The 16,578-nt window shown below is 47.3% G+C and carries 15 protein-coding genes and 1 other annotated feature (1 of these 16 only partly in view); of the genes, 4 read left to right on the top strand and 11 right to left on the bottom strand.

Annotation, left to right across the window (positions count from 1 at the left end):
* Positions 1-216 precede the first annotated feature (216 nt).
* The 8 genes from C0Q44_RS24880 to C0Q44_RS24915 all read right to left on the bottom strand — a co-directional run bounded on the left by C0Q44_RS24880 (position 217) and on the right by C0Q44_RS24915 (position 10,220).
* Positions 217-1,089 carry a metal ABC transporter permease gene (locus C0Q44_RS24880; protein WP_105409895.1) on the bottom strand — a complete coding sequence of 291 codons (873 nt, stop codon included), beginning with the start codon at positions 1,087-1,089 and terminating at the stop codon, positions 217-219.
* A complete protein-coding gene (locus tag C0Q44_RS24885) occupies positions 1,089-2,048 on the bottom strand; it encodes a metal ABC transporter permease (RefSeq protein ID WP_105409896.1) in 960 nt (319 codons plus the stop codon). Before C0Q44_RS24885 ends, C0Q44_RS24880 begins: the two co-directional genes overlap by 1 nt.
* A 3-nt stretch (positions 2,049-2,051) precedes the next feature.
* The gene (locus C0Q44_RS24890) at positions 2,052-2,873 is read right to left on the bottom strand and encodes a metal ABC transporter ATP-binding protein (protein WP_258166556.1); all 822 of its coding nucleotides are present in this window, start codon (positions 2,871-2,873) and stop codon (positions 2,052-2,054) included.
* 32 nt (positions 2,874-2,905) lie between these two features.
* Positions 2,906-3,850: a metal ABC transporter solute-binding protein, Zn/Mn family gene (locus tag C0Q44_RS24895; RefSeq protein WP_105409970.1), complete on the bottom strand. Its 945-nt coding sequence runs from the start codon at positions 3,848-3,850 to the stop codon at positions 2,906-2,908.
* Between the two features lie 238 nt (positions 3,851-4,088).
* Positions 4,089-6,065 carry a peptidoglycan D,D-transpeptidase FtsI family protein gene (locus C0Q44_RS24900; protein WP_105409897.1) on the bottom strand — a complete coding sequence of 659 codons (1,977 nt, stop codon included), beginning with the start codon at positions 6,063-6,065 and terminating at the stop codon, positions 4,089-4,091.
* 366 nt (positions 6,066-6,431) lie between these two features.
* Entirely contained in the window at positions 6,432-8,468 is a 2,037-nt protein-coding gene (locus C0Q44_RS24905) for a peptidoglycan D,D-transpeptidase FtsI family protein (RefSeq protein ID WP_105409898.1), read from the bottom strand.
* A 105-nt stretch (positions 8,469-8,573) separates the two neighbouring features.
* The gene (locus C0Q44_RS24910) at positions 8,574-9,719 is read right to left on the bottom strand and encodes a transglutaminase domain-containing protein (RefSeq protein ID WP_105409899.1); all 1,146 of its coding nucleotides are present in this window, start codon (positions 9,717-9,719) and stop codon (positions 8,574-8,576) included.
* An 18-nt stretch (positions 9,720-9,737) separates the two neighbouring features.
* Positions 9,738-10,220, bottom strand: coding sequence for an ATPase (locus C0Q44_RS24915; RefSeq protein ID WP_181151166.1), 483 nt, complete (start codon positions 10,218-10,220; stop codon positions 9,738-9,740).
* 190 nt (positions 10,221-10,410) lie between these two features.
* On the opposite strand from C0Q44_RS24915, the gene C0Q44_RS24920 reads away from it, so the two are divergent.
* Together C0Q44_RS24920 and C0Q44_RS24925 are read left to right on the top strand one after the other, a co-directional pair.
* Positions 10,411-11,586 carry an MFS transporter gene (locus C0Q44_RS24920; protein ID WP_105409900.1) on the top strand — a complete coding sequence of 392 codons (1,176 nt, stop codon included), beginning with the start codon at positions 10,411-10,413 and terminating at the stop codon, positions 11,584-11,586.
* Between the two features lie 521 nt (positions 11,587-12,107).
* Entirely contained in the window at positions 12,108-12,455 is a 348-nt protein-coding gene (locus tag C0Q44_RS24925; protein WP_036605733.1) for a toprim domain-containing protein, read from the top strand.
* A 76-nt stretch (positions 12,456-12,531) separates the two neighbouring features.
* Here C0Q44_RS24925 and C0Q44_RS24930 read toward each other — a convergent pair whose 3' ends face one another.
* Positions 12,532-13,143 (bottom strand): SCO family protein, encoded by a 612-nt coding sequence (locus tag C0Q44_RS24930; RefSeq protein ID WP_105409901.1) that lies wholly within the window; start codon positions 13,141-13,143, stop codon positions 12,532-12,534.
* Positions 13,144-13,571: 428 nt separating this feature from the next.
* Between C0Q44_RS24930 and C0Q44_RS24935 the strand changes: the two genes are divergently transcribed.
* Entirely contained in the window at positions 13,572-14,552 is a 981-nt protein-coding gene (locus C0Q44_RS24935; protein WP_105409902.1) for a metal-dependent hydrolase, read from the top strand.
* A 109-nt stretch (positions 14,553-14,661) separates the two neighbouring features.
* Here C0Q44_RS24935 and C0Q44_RS24940 read toward each other — a convergent pair whose 3' ends face one another.
* The gene (locus C0Q44_RS24940) at positions 14,662-14,883 is read right to left on the bottom strand and encodes an alpha/beta-type small acid-soluble spore protein (RefSeq protein WP_056702318.1); all 222 of its coding nucleotides are present in this window, start codon (positions 14,881-14,883) and stop codon (positions 14,662-14,664) included.
* A 120-nt stretch (positions 14,884-15,003) separates the two neighbouring features.
* On the opposite strand from C0Q44_RS24940, the gene C0Q44_RS24945 reads away from it, so the two are divergent.
* A complete protein-coding gene (locus C0Q44_RS24945) occupies positions 15,004-15,207 on the top strand; it encodes a hypothetical protein (protein ID WP_105409903.1) in 204 nt (67 codons plus the stop codon).
* A 247-nt stretch (positions 15,208-15,454) separates the two neighbouring features.
* Here the strand turns inward: C0Q44_RS24945 and trpS are convergent, their stop codons facing one another.
* Positions 15,455-16,444, bottom strand: coding sequence for a tryptophan--tRNA ligase (trpS, locus tag C0Q44_RS24950; RefSeq protein WP_105409904.1), 990 nt, complete (start codon positions 16,442-16,444; stop codon positions 15,455-15,457).
* Between the two features lie 76 nt (positions 16,445-16,520).
* Positions 16,521-16,578: a binding site (T-box leader), on the bottom strand; it runs 210 nt beyond the window's last position.

Raw genomic sequence — 16,578 nt, forward strand, 5'->3', positions numbered from 1 at the left:
CATTTTACCACAGATCATCCGTATGCAACAAAATAACCCGGAATCGGAAGCCTGACACGTTACTACAGATATATATTTTATATCCCACATCAGATTGCTCTGTTAAAGGATAGGATACTACGCGCAAAAAACCGTCTGCATCGCAGACGGCCTCTGGTAACTTGCTTGTAGTTAAATGTTACATTGCATTTCAGTTGCACAGCACTTGAGATTCGATTAACGTGACGCGAATTTGCGACGAGCGTAGCGGAATACAATGCCATGTTTTGGAGATAACAGCAGTGCGAGAACAAATAAAATTCCAGCAACCGCCACCATGCAGCCAGCGATCGAAGCATCCAGGGCATACGCCATGATGTAACCTCCAACCGAGGAAGCAGCTCCAATTAGAACGGCATACAGAATCATTTTGCCCAGTCGATCCGTAAGCAGATAAGCCGTAGCCGCAGGTACAATCAGCATACCTACAACGAGGATGGACCCTACACTTTCAAAAGAAGCCACGGACGTCATGGAAACAAGCCCCATGAGCAGATAGTGGAACAATACTACCGGAATGCCGCAGGCCGCAGCCAGCGCCGGATCGAAGGCACATAGCTTGAACTGTTTGTAGAACAGTCCGATAACCACGAGGATCACCAACAAAGTGATGCCCAGCATCCAGACTGCCCTCGGTCCGACATCCGTACCCCCAAGGGTTAATGTATCCCACTGGACATAAGCGATCTCACCGAACAACACACAATCCAGATCCAGATCAATATGCTGGGCGTTCAGACTAATTAGAATGACACCTACTGCGAAGAGAGCTGTGAACACAATCCCGATGGAGGCATCAGACGATAGTCCACCCGCCTGCAAACTCTGGATGAAAAATACCGTCAGTAATCCAAACACCGTTGCGCCGAGTAGCATCCACAATGAATCCCTGGAGCCGCTCCACAGGAATGCAATCGCAATACCGGGGAGAACGGCATGACTGATGGCATCACCGACCAGTGCCATTCGCCGCAAAATCAGAAAACAGCCGAGGATGGCACAGGCTGAAGATACTAATACCGCCGTTAATATAATCCAAAATGTTGCCATTACATCTCACCCCGTTCCTGCTGGTTTCGCTGTGCGGCGAGAGTCTGGAGTGTAGCCCGCTCTTCACGCATATAAGCGGACTTCGCCTGCATACTACGCAACCGTCGAGCCAGCAATCCACGGCGTGGAGCCAGCAAAGCTGATCCGATAAACAGCACCGTAGCGGCAAGCACCGTTACAGGTCCTGTCGGCAGATTCGGCACAAGCGTGCTGAAGATGGTACCTGTCGCTCCGCTCAATGCACCAAATATGCCTGCCAACAATACCATGAATGCAAGGGAGTCGGTCCAGCAGCGCGCCGCTGCTGCAGGTGTCACCAGCAAGGCCGCAACAAGCACTACACCAACCGCCTGAATTCCAGCAACTACGGCGATGACCGTCAAGAGCAGAATCAGCTGCTCCAGCATAGCCACTGGCAGACCCATGCCTCGTGCAAATCCCGGGTCAAAACTCACCAGTTTGAATTCCTTGAACCAGGCAAGGCAGGCGATCAGTAATACGAGACACACACCACCCATAACATATACATCCGTCATGACCATGGATGCCGCCTGCCCAAACAAATATTTATCCAGTCCGCTTTGACTTCCACTCGCTCCATGTTGGATACGCGTCAGCATGACTACACCAATCCCGAAAAATACGGTCAGCACAATCCCCATCGCCGCATCCTGCTTGATCCGGGAGTAGCGTGTAATCCACGAGATTCCAAACGTAGCCACAATGCCGGCCACCAGAGCACCGAACAGAAATAATCCGACGGACTTCGTTTCCGTTAACATAAACGCAATACAGATCCCGGGCAGAGCTGCATGAGCGAGTGTATCCCCCATCAGGCTCTGCTTACGAAGAAAGGTGAAGGTGCCAATAATTCCACTACTGAATCCCAGTAACAGACAGCCAAGCAATATCCAACGTGTATTAGGGTCTGACAAGATGGCGACAATCCAGTTCCACATGCACTACACCTGGCCTTTCTCCGTCCGGCTTCCGATCATCGCAATCCGGCCTCCGTACGTCTCTTGCAGGGTATCCGGTACAAACACTTCGCTTGTCGGTCCACCTGCCACCAGTCGTCCATTGAGCAGCAACACATGGTCGAAGTATTCCTCCACCGTCGCCAGATCATGGTGGACCACCAGTACCGTTTTGCCTTGTTTCTTGAGCTGTTCCAAAAGCGAAATGATAGCCTTCTCCGTTGTGGCATCCACACCTGCAAACGGCTCATCCATGAAATACAAATCGGCGTCTTGTACCAACGCTCGCGCCAGGAAAACACGCTGCTGCTGTCCGCCGGACAGCTGGCTGATCTGGCGGTACATGTAATCGCCCATCCCAACCTGCTCCAGACAATGTGCGGCGAGATCACGTTCCTTTTTCCCCGGACGACGGAACCAGCCCAGATGACCATAACGCCCCATCATAACCACATCGAGCGCATGAGTGGGAAAATCCCAGTCCACTGATTCCCGTTGTGGTACATATCCGATCCTACGACGTTGTTCACGGTAAGACTGACCGAAGATTCGCACCTCGCCATGCATCTTGGGTACAAGTCCCAGAACGGCTTTGATCAGGGTTGATTTCCCTGCACCATTCGGTCCGAGAATACCGATGAGCTGGCCCTCCGGGATATCGAAGGATACGCTGCTGAGCACCGGCTTTTTGTGATATGCAACGGCCAGATCCCTCACACTAAGAGGAGCCGATGTTGGCTGCGTTCCCTGCAAGTGACTGTTGTTCAAATGGGAAAAAGATTGTTCTGATAAGGTTGCATCATTCATCATTCATGTAACTCCTCTCTTCACGTGTTTTTCTATTTCAAGGCGGCCACGATCGTCTCCACATTGTGACGAATCATACCGATGTATGTGCCCTCTTCTGTTCCTTCCGCACCCATGGCATCCGAGAACAGTTCTCCGCCAATCTTGACTGTATGCCCTTTTTGAGCTGCTCCGGCAATAATGGCTTCCATCGCCTTCGCAGGTACACTTGATTCAACAAATACGGCTTTGATATGATTATCTACGAGATAATCCCGCAGTTCGCTAACATCCTTCGCACCGTACTCCGCGGCAGTGCTGATGCCCTGAAGCCCCATCACTTTCATCCCATAAGCTTGACCGAAGTATCCAAATGCATCATGCGCCGTGACCAATACCCGGCTTGCCTCCGGAATCTCCAGGATCTTCTCTCGTACCTCGGCATCCAGAGCTTCCAGCTTCGCCAGATACGCCTCCGCCTGTGCATTGTAATCTTCGGCATGTTCTGGATCTGCTTCAACCAGCGTATCACGTACAGCTTCTGCCGCATGCATCCAGTGGCTGACGTTAAACCAGACGTGTGGATCATATTCCGTGCCGCCTGTATCTTTCCCTGAGTGCAATTCCTCGACTGGAATATTCTCAGTAACGGCTGTAACCAACTTACTGTTGGACATTTTCTCCAAGATGTCTGTCATCTTGCCTTCGAGATGCAGTCCATTATAGAAAATGACTTTCGCTTTCTCCAACTTGCGAATATCCCCTTGGGACGCCTTGTACAAGTGGGGGTCAACACCCGGGCCCATCAGCCCGGTAACATCAACATATGCCCCGCCCACCTCACGTGCTACGTCTGCAATCATACCCGTTGTAGCTGTTACTTGTACTTTGCCGCTACTGCCTGTCTCCCCATTGCTTGAGCAAGCAGCAAGCACGATTACCAGAACCAGAGCCGCAAGCGTAATGAATCCTCTTTGAATACTCCTCATTTTCACCATCAACAATCCAAACCTCTCCTTTCCCTCACCTAAAATATTTGTCCACATCTAATTTTGTTGTACAAGGTATTTAATTTTAACCAAGTCTAATAATGTTTCCCTTGTGCAAATTTTATCCGAAGCTAAAAAAAAAGGCAAGGGATAATTTCCCCTGCCTGTCCAGATTCATATGTTATTCACTTCATTAACCTGTTGGATATGATGTTATAAGAGCTACATCTGCCTCGTTTCTTTTACATTACTCCTTGTCTTTCCCTCCGTCTTTCTTCCCTTTTGGTGTTCCATCGAGACCATATACTTCATCATATGCATCGAAAATTTTCCGTGCAATTGGCGAAGCACTGACTGACCCGAAACCACCTTCAGGTACAACGACAGCTACAGCTAGCTTCGGATTATCCCGTGGTGCAAAGGCAATAAACACACCGTTTTCCTTTTTATTTGGCCCTGTACCCTGCTCTGATGTTCCTGTCTTTCGAGCATAGTCGTACGGGAACCCGTCAAATGCACTTACTTTAGTGACCATACCTTTATGAACTTCATTCCAGTATGCATCGGCGAAATCAACTTCATTGAGTACCTTAGGCTTGATCGCTTTCACCACATTGCCATCCGCATCACGGATTTCCTTCACTAAGTGAGGCTCCATCCGTTTGCCTTTATTGGCAAGCATCGTGGTGTATTGTGCGAGTTGCATCGTAGTGTACTTGGCTTGCTGCCCAAAAGAGGCAAATGCCAAACGTGTTAGAGCCGATTCGTCTTTATTAGTATATTCTAGCCTACCCAGAAATTCATTAGGCAGATCTACACCAGTGGACACACCCAAACCGAAACCCTGCATGTATTTGTGCCAGACATCGATGCCTTTTTCTGAGCCATATTTGCTTAACAAACGTTTACCCACCATATCGATCATGAACGCATTCGAGGATTTCTCGATTGCTCTTCTCGCCGTAATAGAACCATTATAAGCAGAATGCGAGTTCTTCACTTGTCGTCCGTCTTTCCCCAGAATGGCATATCCCTGATCATGATAGGTTTGTCCGGCTGTAAATAGTCCCTCTTTCAATCCGATCAGCACACTTAGCGGTTTGATAACCGATCCAAGAAGTACTACGGATTCGGCACGACTAGGCTTAGCATCATTCGGTGGGAACGACTCCGTGGTTCCATTCCGAAACACATACTTGATTTTGTCATAATCCCAATCGTTCGGATCATAATCGGGCATACTCGCCATGGCCACTATATTTCCCGTATCTACTTCCATGGCTACTGCGTATCCCGTAATCGCCTTTGGAAGCCTGCGCAATTCATCCGTTATCGCCTCTTGTGCAGCCATCTGAATTTCCTTATTGATTGTGGAGACTAGACTGTAACCTTTCTCCGGTGGAGTCTGTAGCATCGTTCCATCTGGCAGATTACGTGCATCAATATCAATGGACTGATATCCGCTACGTCCACGAAGTTCTTCCTGATATTGCAGCTCCAGCCCATCGAAGCCAACCTTCTCCTCCTCATGGTATACAAGTCCAGGATCACGCTGGGTACTTGCCCCCTCACGGATGGCTTTGTATTTGACAAGGCTATCTGGTGCTCGCTTGAACTCTCTTGTATACCCGACCACTTGAACGGCTACCCCATCCGGGTCATATTTTCTTATGTTCTCTTCCAGCACCATAACGCCCGGATATTCTGCTTTTTTCTCCATAAAGAACGCAATTTCTTTGGTCGACAGATCCGACTTCACCAGCCTGGGCACATAGCCGAATGTTTTCTGATAATCCAGATCCAGTCGTTTGATAATCTCCTCTCCATCCGGTTGCTCCTTGTCCCCTGGATTAAACTGTTTGAACACAGCGGCTAGATCATGAGCCAGTTCCTCCGCTTCCTGTCTGCGTTCATCATTCCGATAATCCTCATACAACAACACATACAGGGACTGTACAGGTTCTGAATAGGCAAGTGCTACTTCCCCTGTCGCATCATAGATGGGACCCCGAACAGGTGCAAGGGGAATGTCTTTGGTATTTCGACTCGTTTCCATATACGTCAGTTCAGGACCCTCCACAAATTGCACAAAGGCCAATCTGAAAATAAGGATGCTGAATATCACAAATGCCGCGAAAAAAAACAGATTCAGCCTTGCGCCTGAAGGCTTGTTGACGGGTGTGTCTTCCTCAGTCATGGATTTCTTTTTCAATCGGTTAAACATATTTTCAAGTCTCTCCCGTTCCTCTATAAAAATAATGTCCTATCTGTATTGTGCACGTGTTCAATCCGATATTTAATCATCTCTCAACCAAGTCTACCAAAGCTTAGCTGTCACGTCTTTCAATTTTTGGTTACATTTTCGTAAACAGAACCGTTACATTAACCAATCTACCGATTCCAATGTAAACACTGACATATAAATTCTATCCCGTTCTTCCAACAGCGTTTACCCTTCTCCTTTATAAACGTGGTACAGCTCATTTGGTTACACATTAATGCAATTAATTAGTTCACTTCCACGATCCGTTCTCTGCGTGAATACAAAAAAAAGGACCCAAAGGGTCCTCTCTGTAACCAATGCCGCACATCACTGTGTGCCTGATTCCGATTCTGAATCTTTATTTTTGTCTTTTTTCGGTACACCGTCGAGACCAAATTCCTCGTCATAGGCATCGAAGATCGCACGTGCAACCGGAGCGGCACTGCTCGAACCAAAGCCCCCTTCGGGGATAACCACAGCGACAGCAAGCTTAGGATTATTACGTGGTGCATAGGCGATAAACACCCCGTTATCCACCAGTTTACCGCCGACGAGTTGCGTCGATGTCCCTGTTTTTCTAGCAAAATCATAAGGAAAACCGCTAAATGCCGAGACCTCGGTTGCCATGCCTCGTTGCACTTCATTCCAGTAAGCATCGTTAAATTCGACCGTACTGAGTACCTTCGGTTTAACTTTCTTAACCACGTTGCCTTCCGAATCCCGGAACTCGCTAACCAGTTGTGGTTCCATCCGTTTCCCTTTGTTCGCAAGCATGGTCGTATACTGTGCTAACTGCATCGTTGTATATTTCCCTTGCTGTCCAAAGGAGGCATATACCAGACGTGTTAAAGAACTTTCCAATTTATTCTCATATTCTTTGAGACCAGACTTCTCATTGGGCAAGTCTACTCCTGTAGACACACCAAGACCGAATTGCTCCATGTACTTATCCCATACGCCAATTCCCTCTGCGCCATACTTCGAGTATAGCTTCTTCCCAATTTCATCGATCATGAACACGTTAGAGGAATGACGAATCGCATCATGCGGACGCAATGCGCCATACACATGGCCCGATGAGTTCTGCACTCTGCGGTTGTCTCCACCGAAGGTCGTTGAACCTCTATCCGAATATACGGTATTGGTCGTAAAGAATCCTTCCTTCAAACCGATCAATACACTGAGCGGTTTAATCGTTGAGCCGAGCAATACGACGGATTCTGCACGTTTACCTGATTCATCCGGCGGGAAACCTCGAATCGTACCATTCTGATAAATATATTTAATTTTATCGTACTCTTCATTGCTAATACCGCCTGTTCTCCACACATTGGTGTCGTAGTCAGGCAAACTCGCAGCAGATACAATTTTCCCCGTATCAACTTCCATCGCCACGGCAAATCCCGTCTTCGCATTCGGATGCAATCTGCCGGATACCGGATTCCGATGAAGCCAGCTCAACTGATCCAAGATGGCCTGCTCCGTTTTCACCTGCACGTTCTTGTTGATGCTGGAAATCAAGTCATACCCTTTCTCCGGTGGGGTAGAGCCTGCCACACCTTCAGGCAAGTTTCGCAAATCAACATCAACGGACGTATATCCACTTTTACCACGCAGAACATCCTGATATTGCAGTTCCAGTCCGTCAAAACCAACAAATTCATTCTCTGTATACACCAGGCCAGGATCAGTCTGCTTTTTATTGGCCTCGTCCACCTCTTTATACTTGTTCAAGGTTTTCGAACTTTTGAATTTCTTCAAATAACCAATCGTCTGGACCGCAACGGTATCGGGATCATAGAATCGTACACTCTCCTCAACGACCTGAATGCCTTTGAATTCATCCTTATGTTGCAGGAAGTAAGCTACCTCACCCTCAGACAGATCGCTCTTGATGAGACGCGGCATAAATCCGTTCGCCTTACGTGAATTCAAGTCCATCTCTTCGATAATCTGCTCCACCGTAAGTGGCTCTGATTCCTTCAGCTTGTACTGTTCAAACACATCATGCAACCGGGTTGCCATGTCCTGTACTTCAGCTATATTCGGATTCGGCTGCCCGTCCACATCTCCATAGTTTTTATACAACGTCAGGTACAGGGATTGTATTGGCTTGGAATAAGCCAGCTTCACCTCACCTGTGGAATCGTAGATCGTTCCCCTCACAGGAGGGAGAGGCACATCCTTGGTGATGTTGCTTGCTTCTTCCTGACTGAGTTCAGGGCCTTCCACAAATTGCAAAAACGCCAAACGTACAATAATAACGCTAAAAATAACAAAGGAAGCGAAGAAAAATACGTTCATTCGGTAACTGAAACGCCGTTTGTCCGTTAGTTCATCCTTCTCTTTTGAATGATTGTTCATCCATCCTACCTCTTTCATGACTTGATGCATACCGTTCGAATCACATCGTTCTGGTATGCTAACCTGATAACTTCGTCATATTCCCGGCCCATATCCGGCGTAGTGCTAAGCTGTCTGATCTTTCAGATGGGTGTCGGCAAAGTTCGGAGGATTAAACCAGTCTCCACTGATCGCCCATGTCGGGTCAAGCGGAATCCAGCTCTCGGAATCACTTAAATAAATTTCATTCCATGCATGCGGGCCGTAACCTCCCTGACCGTTATACCCCAGACCTGTTACGACCTTTACTTCCAGGCCCTGTGAACGAGCCATAACCGCATATAGACGGGCATAATCAATACATACCCCAGTGCGTGTATCAAATGTATTCTGCGGCGTCTGTTCATGCCAGATTCCCTTTTGCTCATAGTCATCCACTTTGCCATAGTCATATTGAATACGGGAACCTACCCAGTCGTACAGTGCCCTTGCTTTGGCTTCTTCTGTCGATTGGCCTTTCACAATCTCACTTGCCGCAGATTCAATATCTGCCGGAATACTATGGTCAATAACTTCATACTTTCGTTGCAGAATGCCGCCCAGTTCCTTCTGAACCGCCTGCGTAAATACAGGAAGCTTGTCCTTGATCAATGTTCCAGACAATGGTTCAATAACCGATTTGGCTCCTTGCATATAGATGGGAGATGCCTCCACATATCGGCTAAACATGCTACCTGGATAGAGACTGACAATCATGAACAGCACCGCAATGACAATCATTCCACGCACTGAACCTATAATCGTGCCAATCAACGCACCTGTTACTCGGCTAATCATGCCTTTGGGGGCACTTTCCTCGGCTCCCCCTTGTCTTCTACTAAACATAAATGAAGAGAACAGTCCGAGAATCAATCGGATGATTCCATAGCTAAGCACAAATAACACGGCAAACCGCATCAGCGGAAAATCTGCAATGGCTGTAACCAACGTATAATACATCTGTTCCCACCGGCTCAGCTCACGGTTAGGCATGGCTGAAGCATGCTCAGACAGCCACTGCTGCACATATGGCGCAAGCCACAGCGTTAAACCGATGGACAACAGAATACCGATCACCGCCATAATACCATCCATCAGGAAGCCAAAGAGCCTTCCCGCGGATCGTGAAGCCCCTCTGGACCATCCCTGCAATAAAGAAGCAGCTACAATCAGCAACAGCATAATCGTGATGCCGTTGAACTCCTTCAGGCTGTCCAGCCAATTCTGCAGCACGAACTGATTCCCCCTTTACTACGATGCTGGTGCTGTCTTGTTCTCCTGTGCCTGTTCGACAAACGTACGTATCGTTTCATTGTCGAGTTTCCATTCGCCAAGTGAAACCCCGCGGAAGATCACATCGACTTTATTCGATTGGTTTCTTCCTTTAATTTCAACATTGGGACTTGTAATGGTAAACGCTCCATCCTGTCCCGTGACGTATGTCGCTTTGGAAGCTTCCTTCAGCATCATGCTGGTCGCTTCCTTTTTCAATGTGTCCATCGTACTAGACTGCACATCAGTAACGGTCTGCTTGATTTGATCCATGGAGATGCCGCTGTATATCAGTAGAGCCGCAATAATGATGATGGCAATCGCCCATTTCAACACGGTTTTGACCACATTCAGAACAAAGAACAAAATGATCAACGCAACCACAATCACCAGCCAGTTCTGCATCACAAACTCTTTGATTACTTCTATGTTCATGACTACACCTTCCGTATTAGAGTTCATTCGTAACACTTCCCGAATATTATACATGATTTCCGAACCTGCTGTCAGCTAAGCCCTCTCTCCGAAAAATAAACGGTCTAAGTTCGTCCTGCCGGGCGTACAAGTAGTACCATGAGGTTCTGCCGGGCGAACGGGAACATGTTCTAGACCTGTAGTTCGAACATGCATCGCTTAACAAGGAGGGGCTTATGTGAAAACAGCCATCTGGCTATACCTGTTTTTGTTCCTTGCCGTATTTGATTTGCACGCTCAGTATCCCATTCTAACCCCTTTTGCCATCTCGCTCGGAGCCGCTCCTACCTTCATTGGCTGGATGATGGGCATCTATTCATTAACACATCTTCCCGGCAATCTGATTGCCGGAACGCAAATTGATAAACATGGCAGTCGCCGCTATATTGTATTCAGTCTGCTTGGGGCAGGATTCATCCTGCTCTTGCAAGCCCATGTCCATACGCCTTGGCAACTGCTGGCTCTGCGTTCCATCAGCGGTTTTGTGCTTGCCTTCCTGTCTCCTGCATGTCTCGCCCTACTTGCCCAATTATCCAGCGATCCGGTGAAGCAGGGGAAGTATATGTCAGGTCATGGTGTCGTGCACACATTGGCCTCTGTTGTATCTCCAGCAGCCGGAGCGATTATCGTTGGCTCCATGGGATTCTCGGCTACCTTCTCAAGCCTGGGCTATTTGCTCCTTCTCACAGGGGTCATTGCTTTCATGACGATGCCTCGTGGCCTCGTTCAGCAACCGGAGAGAGTGACTGAACCTGCCAAGCCTGAACCTTCACCAGCCACTTCGACCAAAACGTTCATACCCGTATCCTGGCGATACTTCGCCCTGCCTTTGGTCATTGCCTGTGCTCAAGGGATTCTCTTCTTTGAATTGCCCCTGCGAGGAGGAGGACATTCATCCATGATGTCTACTGGACTACTGTTCTCCATCATCAGTATCGGGGCCCTCTTCACGCTCAGCATGCTGTTTCTCAATCGGTATTCACCCAAACTACGTTTGGTTGCGGGCGTGCTGCTGATGTCCCTGAGTTTTTTTGTCATGGCGGCTATTCCACAGATTCCGTTGTCTACCGTATTATTTGTACTCGGAATGTCCAAAGGCATCATCTTCCCAGCAATGGCCACCCTCTTTATCCGCTTGAGCGGAGGTAGCAAGCTGGGACGAATTTTCTCGCTGCAATCCATCGCCACCTCTATTGGTTCTTTCATCGGCCCCATCACAGCCGGGCAACTGCGTGTTGGGTTATCACCCTATTTCATCGCCTTTGTTTTGTTAATGATTGGTATGCTGCTGCTTCCATACTATACATCCAGACGCGAAGCTTCCCTGTCCGATCCGAAAAGTATACTACATTAAATTTCGATCAGTCTCTGTATCCTTACTGTTATGACAGCAATTAGGCCAGTATTTTCATTAGCTTTGCATCATTCCCCCATTTACAGCTAAACTATATAAAATGGACTGATGTTTTACACACGAACGGAGCGGCTCAGGGATGATAAGCGCCGTCTTCAAGATTTCATCTTTTTCTTAAATATCATCATTAGGTATGGACGATCATTAGAAGTAGTAAAGGGGACGGAATCGATTTTGAAGAAGCGATAGCGTTCGCCTTTGTCTCCATATTTCAACCTATAAAAATTCAATCAGAAATTTGGAGACAACAGCGATCGAAGGAACGATCCGTAACCGTAACGGCCACTTCTGATCAGAATTAATTCCTGATGTATGTGAAAAAGAATTTAGAAATCAGAGGTGCTCCTGTCCGCGTGGTGAACAGTGTAAAGAAAGGAGTCCATTTTATATAATTAGTCGATTTTCGCTGCAACATTTCCCGGGGAATGTCGACATAAGCTCTCGAACAAGAGGTGAATATCATGCCTATTCATGTCATTGTGGAAGGTAAGAATGACCGAAGCAAACTTAAACGTCTGGTGGGACCCGAGATCAACATTCTATGTACGTTCGGAACACTTAATTCACTCAAGCTGGAGACACTGCGCAAGCAGGTCGGCTATGATGAAGTCTTTTTATTCATGGATAATGACAGTTCAGGCAAAAAAATCAGAGGTGTGCTTAGGGATGCTTTCCCGGATGCAGTACAGATGTATACACGACGAGGATATGCGGGTGTGGAAGGAACACCTGATGAGTATATCATTGCCCAGCTTGAGAAAGCCGGGTTAGAGACCTACATCCAATATCCCGAACATCCCTCCTACTAAAAGGAAACAACAAAAAAGGCAGTCTCTGGGTTGATTTATCCCCTGAAGGCTGCCTTTACTGTTTTAGAGCAGATTATCATTCGTTGATCAGATTACGAATATCCTCGACAATAACAGCAGGCACCACGTCCTCTGTATTGAACGCATTATATACCTTGCGCAGCTGATTGTTCTGGTCCACTAGCCCAATCATATTCATATGGGCAAAATTGTCCTTGTTCTCCCCATCAATAAGGATCTGGAATGATTCTTTGGCGAGCTGCTTCGTTTTGTCCATATCCCCTCGCAAGAAGTACCATCCGGAATAATCCGCATGAAAGCGGTCCGCGAACGTCTTAATCTTCTCTCTTGTATCGACTTTCGGGTCAAATGAAATGGATACAAACGAGACATCTTTGCCAAACGTATCGTCCTCTTTCAACAGATCCTGCACTTGGGATAACGTAAATGTTGTAATCGGGCAGACATCCGGGCAACTGGTGAAATAAAAGTAGAACAAACGGACTTTCCCTTGCGTATCCTCCAGTGTTACGGTACTGCCATCTACATTTTCCATGGAAAAGGATTGGATCTCCCTGATCTCGGGTAATTTTTCCTTACTGGCAAATACGGTGCCCCACATCAGATACACAGCCATGATCAATGCAAGCCCCAATAGCATCCATGTCCATTTGTACTTTTTTAACATCATCTTCGTCCCTTTCTAAACGCTCTCTTATGAATACGCATACATATTTGAACCCAAAAATACACTTTCATTTCGCTTAACCCATGCCATGTGACATATGTATTCAAAGAAACCTACTTTTTATGAGATTCTATATTATTGTAACGGTTCGACGACATAATGCCCATGAATTTATTTTTCAGGAATCTAGCTAGGCAATCTCTGGCGAATTCCCCCTTATGTATCCGACATAAAGTTTATCATAGGAATTGCTGAAATAGTTTGACAAACTTCGTACATTTGTTGGGTATAATACTTATTATTGTCATAACCTTGAATTTAGGGATGTTTTGCATCCTGACAGGTGGATATTATACACTATATATGGGTATCACCTAGATACAGAAGTATTATGCCTTAGAACGATACACCACACAAAGGAGACGTTTATGGATACCTCTACACATTTTGTCATGGGGATTGGATTGGCCGGTCTGGCTTATGTCGATCCTGTCGTCGGGTCAAATCCCATGCTTGCAGCTGCAGTAATGGTGGGCACGATCGCTGGTTCCCAGGCTCCTGACATCGATACTGCACTACGTCTCAAAAGTAATTCGCTCTATATTCGGAATCATCGGGGCTTATCACACTCACTGCCATTTCTCCTGTTATGGGTTCTGCTCATTACTGGCGTTATTGCACTGATTTTCCCGGGAGTCCCCATCGGGCACGTAGCTACCTGGACTGCTGTAGCCGTAGGCGTTCATGTATTCACTGATCTGTTCAATACCTATGGGACCCAGGCAGCCCGGCCTTTTACGGAACGCTGGATCGCCTGGAACATCATTCATATTTTTGATCCATTTCTATTCACCACGCATGTCGTGGCGATCCTGTTATGGGCCTTCGATCTGATCGCCCCTGCACCACTATTCGTTACGTTGTATATCTTGACTGGTTTATATTATGTATGGCGGACGATTGCGCGTGCGCTGGCAGTCAGCAAGGTCAAACGACTCGACAAGAGTTCGGGTCATCCAAGCTATATCGTCATTCCGACAATTTCCTGGAATCGCTGGCATGTGGTTAAAAAAGTTGAAGATGGCAGTTATGAGATCGGCAAAATGGACGGGTCCAACCTGGCATGGAGTCTGCACGCCTCGTCTTCCACACATGCGGCCGTTGCTGCTTCACGCAAATCGCCCGAAGTCAGTGCATTCCTGTACTTCACTTCATACGCCGTGGCTGAGGTAGAGGAATTGCCTGCCGGTTATAAGGTTCGCTGGGCAGACGTACGTTATCGACACCGGAAACAATATCCATTTGTCGCTGTAGTGGTAATGGATCGGAATTTCGAAACAGTCGATACGTATGTGGGCTGGTTAAGCGATGAGAAGATGGATAAAAAACTTTTATCCGCGCGCCCTTGACGTAGTGAGTATGGCAAGGCACAATCAGACATAGGAACTGATGCGCGAGAAAGCCCGGAGCGTTTCCGCTCCGGGCTTTCTGTTTTGTTGCTTGTTTGGTTAAGATAAATTATTTGCCAGACCCAGCCAGAGACTGCTCAGCGATTTGCACCAGACGTTTGGTGATATACCCACCCAGAGATCCTGTCTCACGGGAAGTGTAGTTACCATAGTAACCGTCTTGAGGGATAGTTACACCCAGTTCCTGTGCAGCCTCCATTTTCAATTGTTGCAGTGCTGCGGTCGCTTGAGGTACCACCAAGTTGTTTGAAGAACGAGATCCTTGAGCCATATTTTATAATCTCCTTTCAATCTGTGTCTGTAATGTATTGCAAGCTTGCAAGATTATTATGGCTCGCACGCTTCAGGTTATACGGGATTTCATTAAATTTGTAGATGGAGGTTTTTCCCAATGAGCAAGGGTTTATCCTTATGGTTTGCATTCTCTTCGATTATTTTGTTAGCGGTTACGGCGATTATGATCTCCTACTCCGGTTGGTTGGCCTCCCTGCTGTTTGTCCTGTCCATTGCCAATATCGGCTGGGGATTTGTCATTCGTGCCAAGAAAGAGCGTCAGGAAGGTCGCGCAGCTTCAACTTCAGAGTCCGCCTCTTAAACAGGCGCATGGCGTAACTTTGGCTGAATCTTCATAAAAAAAAGAATGAAAAGCGGCTCTTCCAAAAGTTTTAACAACAAAACACGAAAGGGACAAGGCAGAATGAATCTCTGCTTCGTCCCTTTTTCATGCGTGGATGTTATGGGTTTTCACCCATATTCTTTTGAAGGGCTTTTGAGACAACCCTTTATTCATATTAACCATTCATTACGTTAATTGTAGTTAAACCGCTCACGATTACTAATGTTTACTTGCGTCTAGGAACAAACCCCATACGCTCTTTCACTGCATCCAGCGTTTGGGATGCGGCCTCTTCTGCGCGGCGGGCTGACGTCTCCAGCACATCCATGAGTTCGCCAGACTCGCGAATCTCCTGATACCGCTGCTGCAGAGGTTCGATTACAGATACCACTACTTCAGCCAGTTCTTTTTTGAACGGACCATACATTTTACCTTCATACCGTTCTGCCACTTCTTTTAGCGTAAGCCCTGCACATTCTGCATAGATACTCATGAGGTTGCTGACTTCCGGTTTGTTCGCAGGATCGTATACGACTTCGCGACCAGAATCCGTTGTGGCACGGCTGATTTTTTTGCGAATAACATCCGGCGGGTCCAGTAGTGCAATATAGCTACCTGCATTGGGATTACTTTTGCTCATCTTCGACGAGGCATCGTCGAGCGACATGACCCGCGCACCCACTTGTGGAATATACGGATCTGGAATGGTGAAATACTCCCCATAACGGTGGTTAAAGCGCCCTGCCAAATCACGCGTCAGTTCCAGATGTTGCTTCTGATCCTCTCCTACCGGCACAAGGTCAGCATTGTACAACAAAATATCAGCAGCCATCAATGATGGATATACGAAAAGTCCGGCACCAACGGAATCTTTACCCGCTGATTTATCCTTAAACTGGGTCATGCGTTCAAGTTCACCCATAGAAGTCAGCGTAGTCATCAACCAGCCCAATTCCGCGTGCTGTGGCACATGGGATTGCAGAAACACATTCGATTTCGACGGATCTATTCCTGCTGCAATGAACAGAGCTGCTACGGCTTCAGACTGCTCACGCAGTGCTGCTGGTTCCTGTGCCACGGTAATCGCATGCAGATCAACCACCATGAAATGGCACTTATAGTCATGCTGGAGTTTTACAAAGTTTTTGATTGCACCAATATAGTTGCCCAATGTGAGCTTACCGCTTGGTTGAATTCCTGAAAGTACTGTTTTCATTTCACATGACGCCTCCCTGATTGGTATATTATAAAGCTCCCGCCATTCTCTGCGAACGCAAAAAGGCCCCACATCCGCAAGGGACGTGAGACCGTGGTGCCACCCTTATATTCGCTTTTCTTCAATTGCCCTTG

This window comes from Paenibacillus sp. PCH8, from assembly GCF_002968835.1.
In the GTDB taxonomy this organism is placed as follows: domain Bacteria; phylum Bacillota; class Bacilli; order Paenibacillales; family Paenibacillaceae; genus Paenibacillus.

What these genes read in the sequence shown, in the direction of transcription:
- C0Q44_RS24880 (WP_105409895.1), bottom strand. Translation starts at nt 1,089, where the DNA reads ATGGCAACATTTTGGATTATATTAACGGCGGTATTAGTATCTTCAGCC.
- C0Q44_RS24925 (WP_036605733.1), top strand. Translation starts at nt 12,108, where the DNA reads ATGCCTATTCATGTCATTGTGGAAGGTAAGAATGACCGAAGCAAACTT.
- C0Q44_RS24940 (WP_056702318.1), bottom strand. Translation starts at nt 14,883, where the DNA reads ATGGCTCAAGGATCTCGTTCTTCAAACAACTTGGTGGTACCTCAAGCG.
- C0Q44_RS24895 (WP_105409970.1), bottom strand. Translation starts at nt 3,850, where the DNA reads ATGGTGAAAATGAGGAGTATTCAAAGAGGATTCATTACGCTTGCGGCT.
- C0Q44_RS24945 (WP_105409903.1), top strand. Translation starts at nt 15,004, where the DNA reads ATGAGCAAGGGTTTATCCTTATGGTTTGCATTCTCTTCGATTATTTTG.
- C0Q44_RS24905 (WP_105409898.1), bottom strand. Translation starts at nt 8,468, where the DNA reads ATGAACAATCATTCAAAAGAGAAGGATGAACTAACGGACAAACGGCGT.
- C0Q44_RS24915 (WP_181151166.1), bottom strand. Translation starts at nt 10,220, where the DNA reads ATGAACTCTAATACGGAAGGTGTAGTCATGAACATAGAAGTAATCAAA.
- C0Q44_RS24900 (WP_105409897.1), bottom strand. Translation starts at nt 6,065, where the DNA reads ATGTTTAACCGATTGAAAAAGAAATCCATGACTGAGGAAGACACACCC.
- C0Q44_RS24930 (WP_105409901.1), bottom strand. Translation starts at nt 13,143, where the DNA reads ATGTTAAAAAAGTACAAATGGACATGGATGCTATTGGGGCTTGCATTG.
- C0Q44_RS24885 (WP_105409896.1), bottom strand. Translation starts at nt 2,048, where the DNA reads ATGTGGAACTGGATTGTCGCCATCTTGTCAGACCCTAATACACGTTGG.
- C0Q44_RS24890 (WP_258166556.1), bottom strand. Translation starts at nt 2,873, where the DNA reads ATGAATGATGCAACCTTATCAGAACAATCTTTTTCCCATTTGAACAAC.
- C0Q44_RS24935 (WP_105409902.1), top strand. Translation starts at nt 13,572, where the DNA reads ATGGATACCTCTACACATTTTGTCATGGGGATTGGATTGGCCGGTCTG.
- trpS (WP_105409904.1), bottom strand. Translation starts at nt 16,444, where the DNA reads ATGAAAACAGTACTTTCAGGAATTCAACCAAGCGGTAAGCTCACATTG.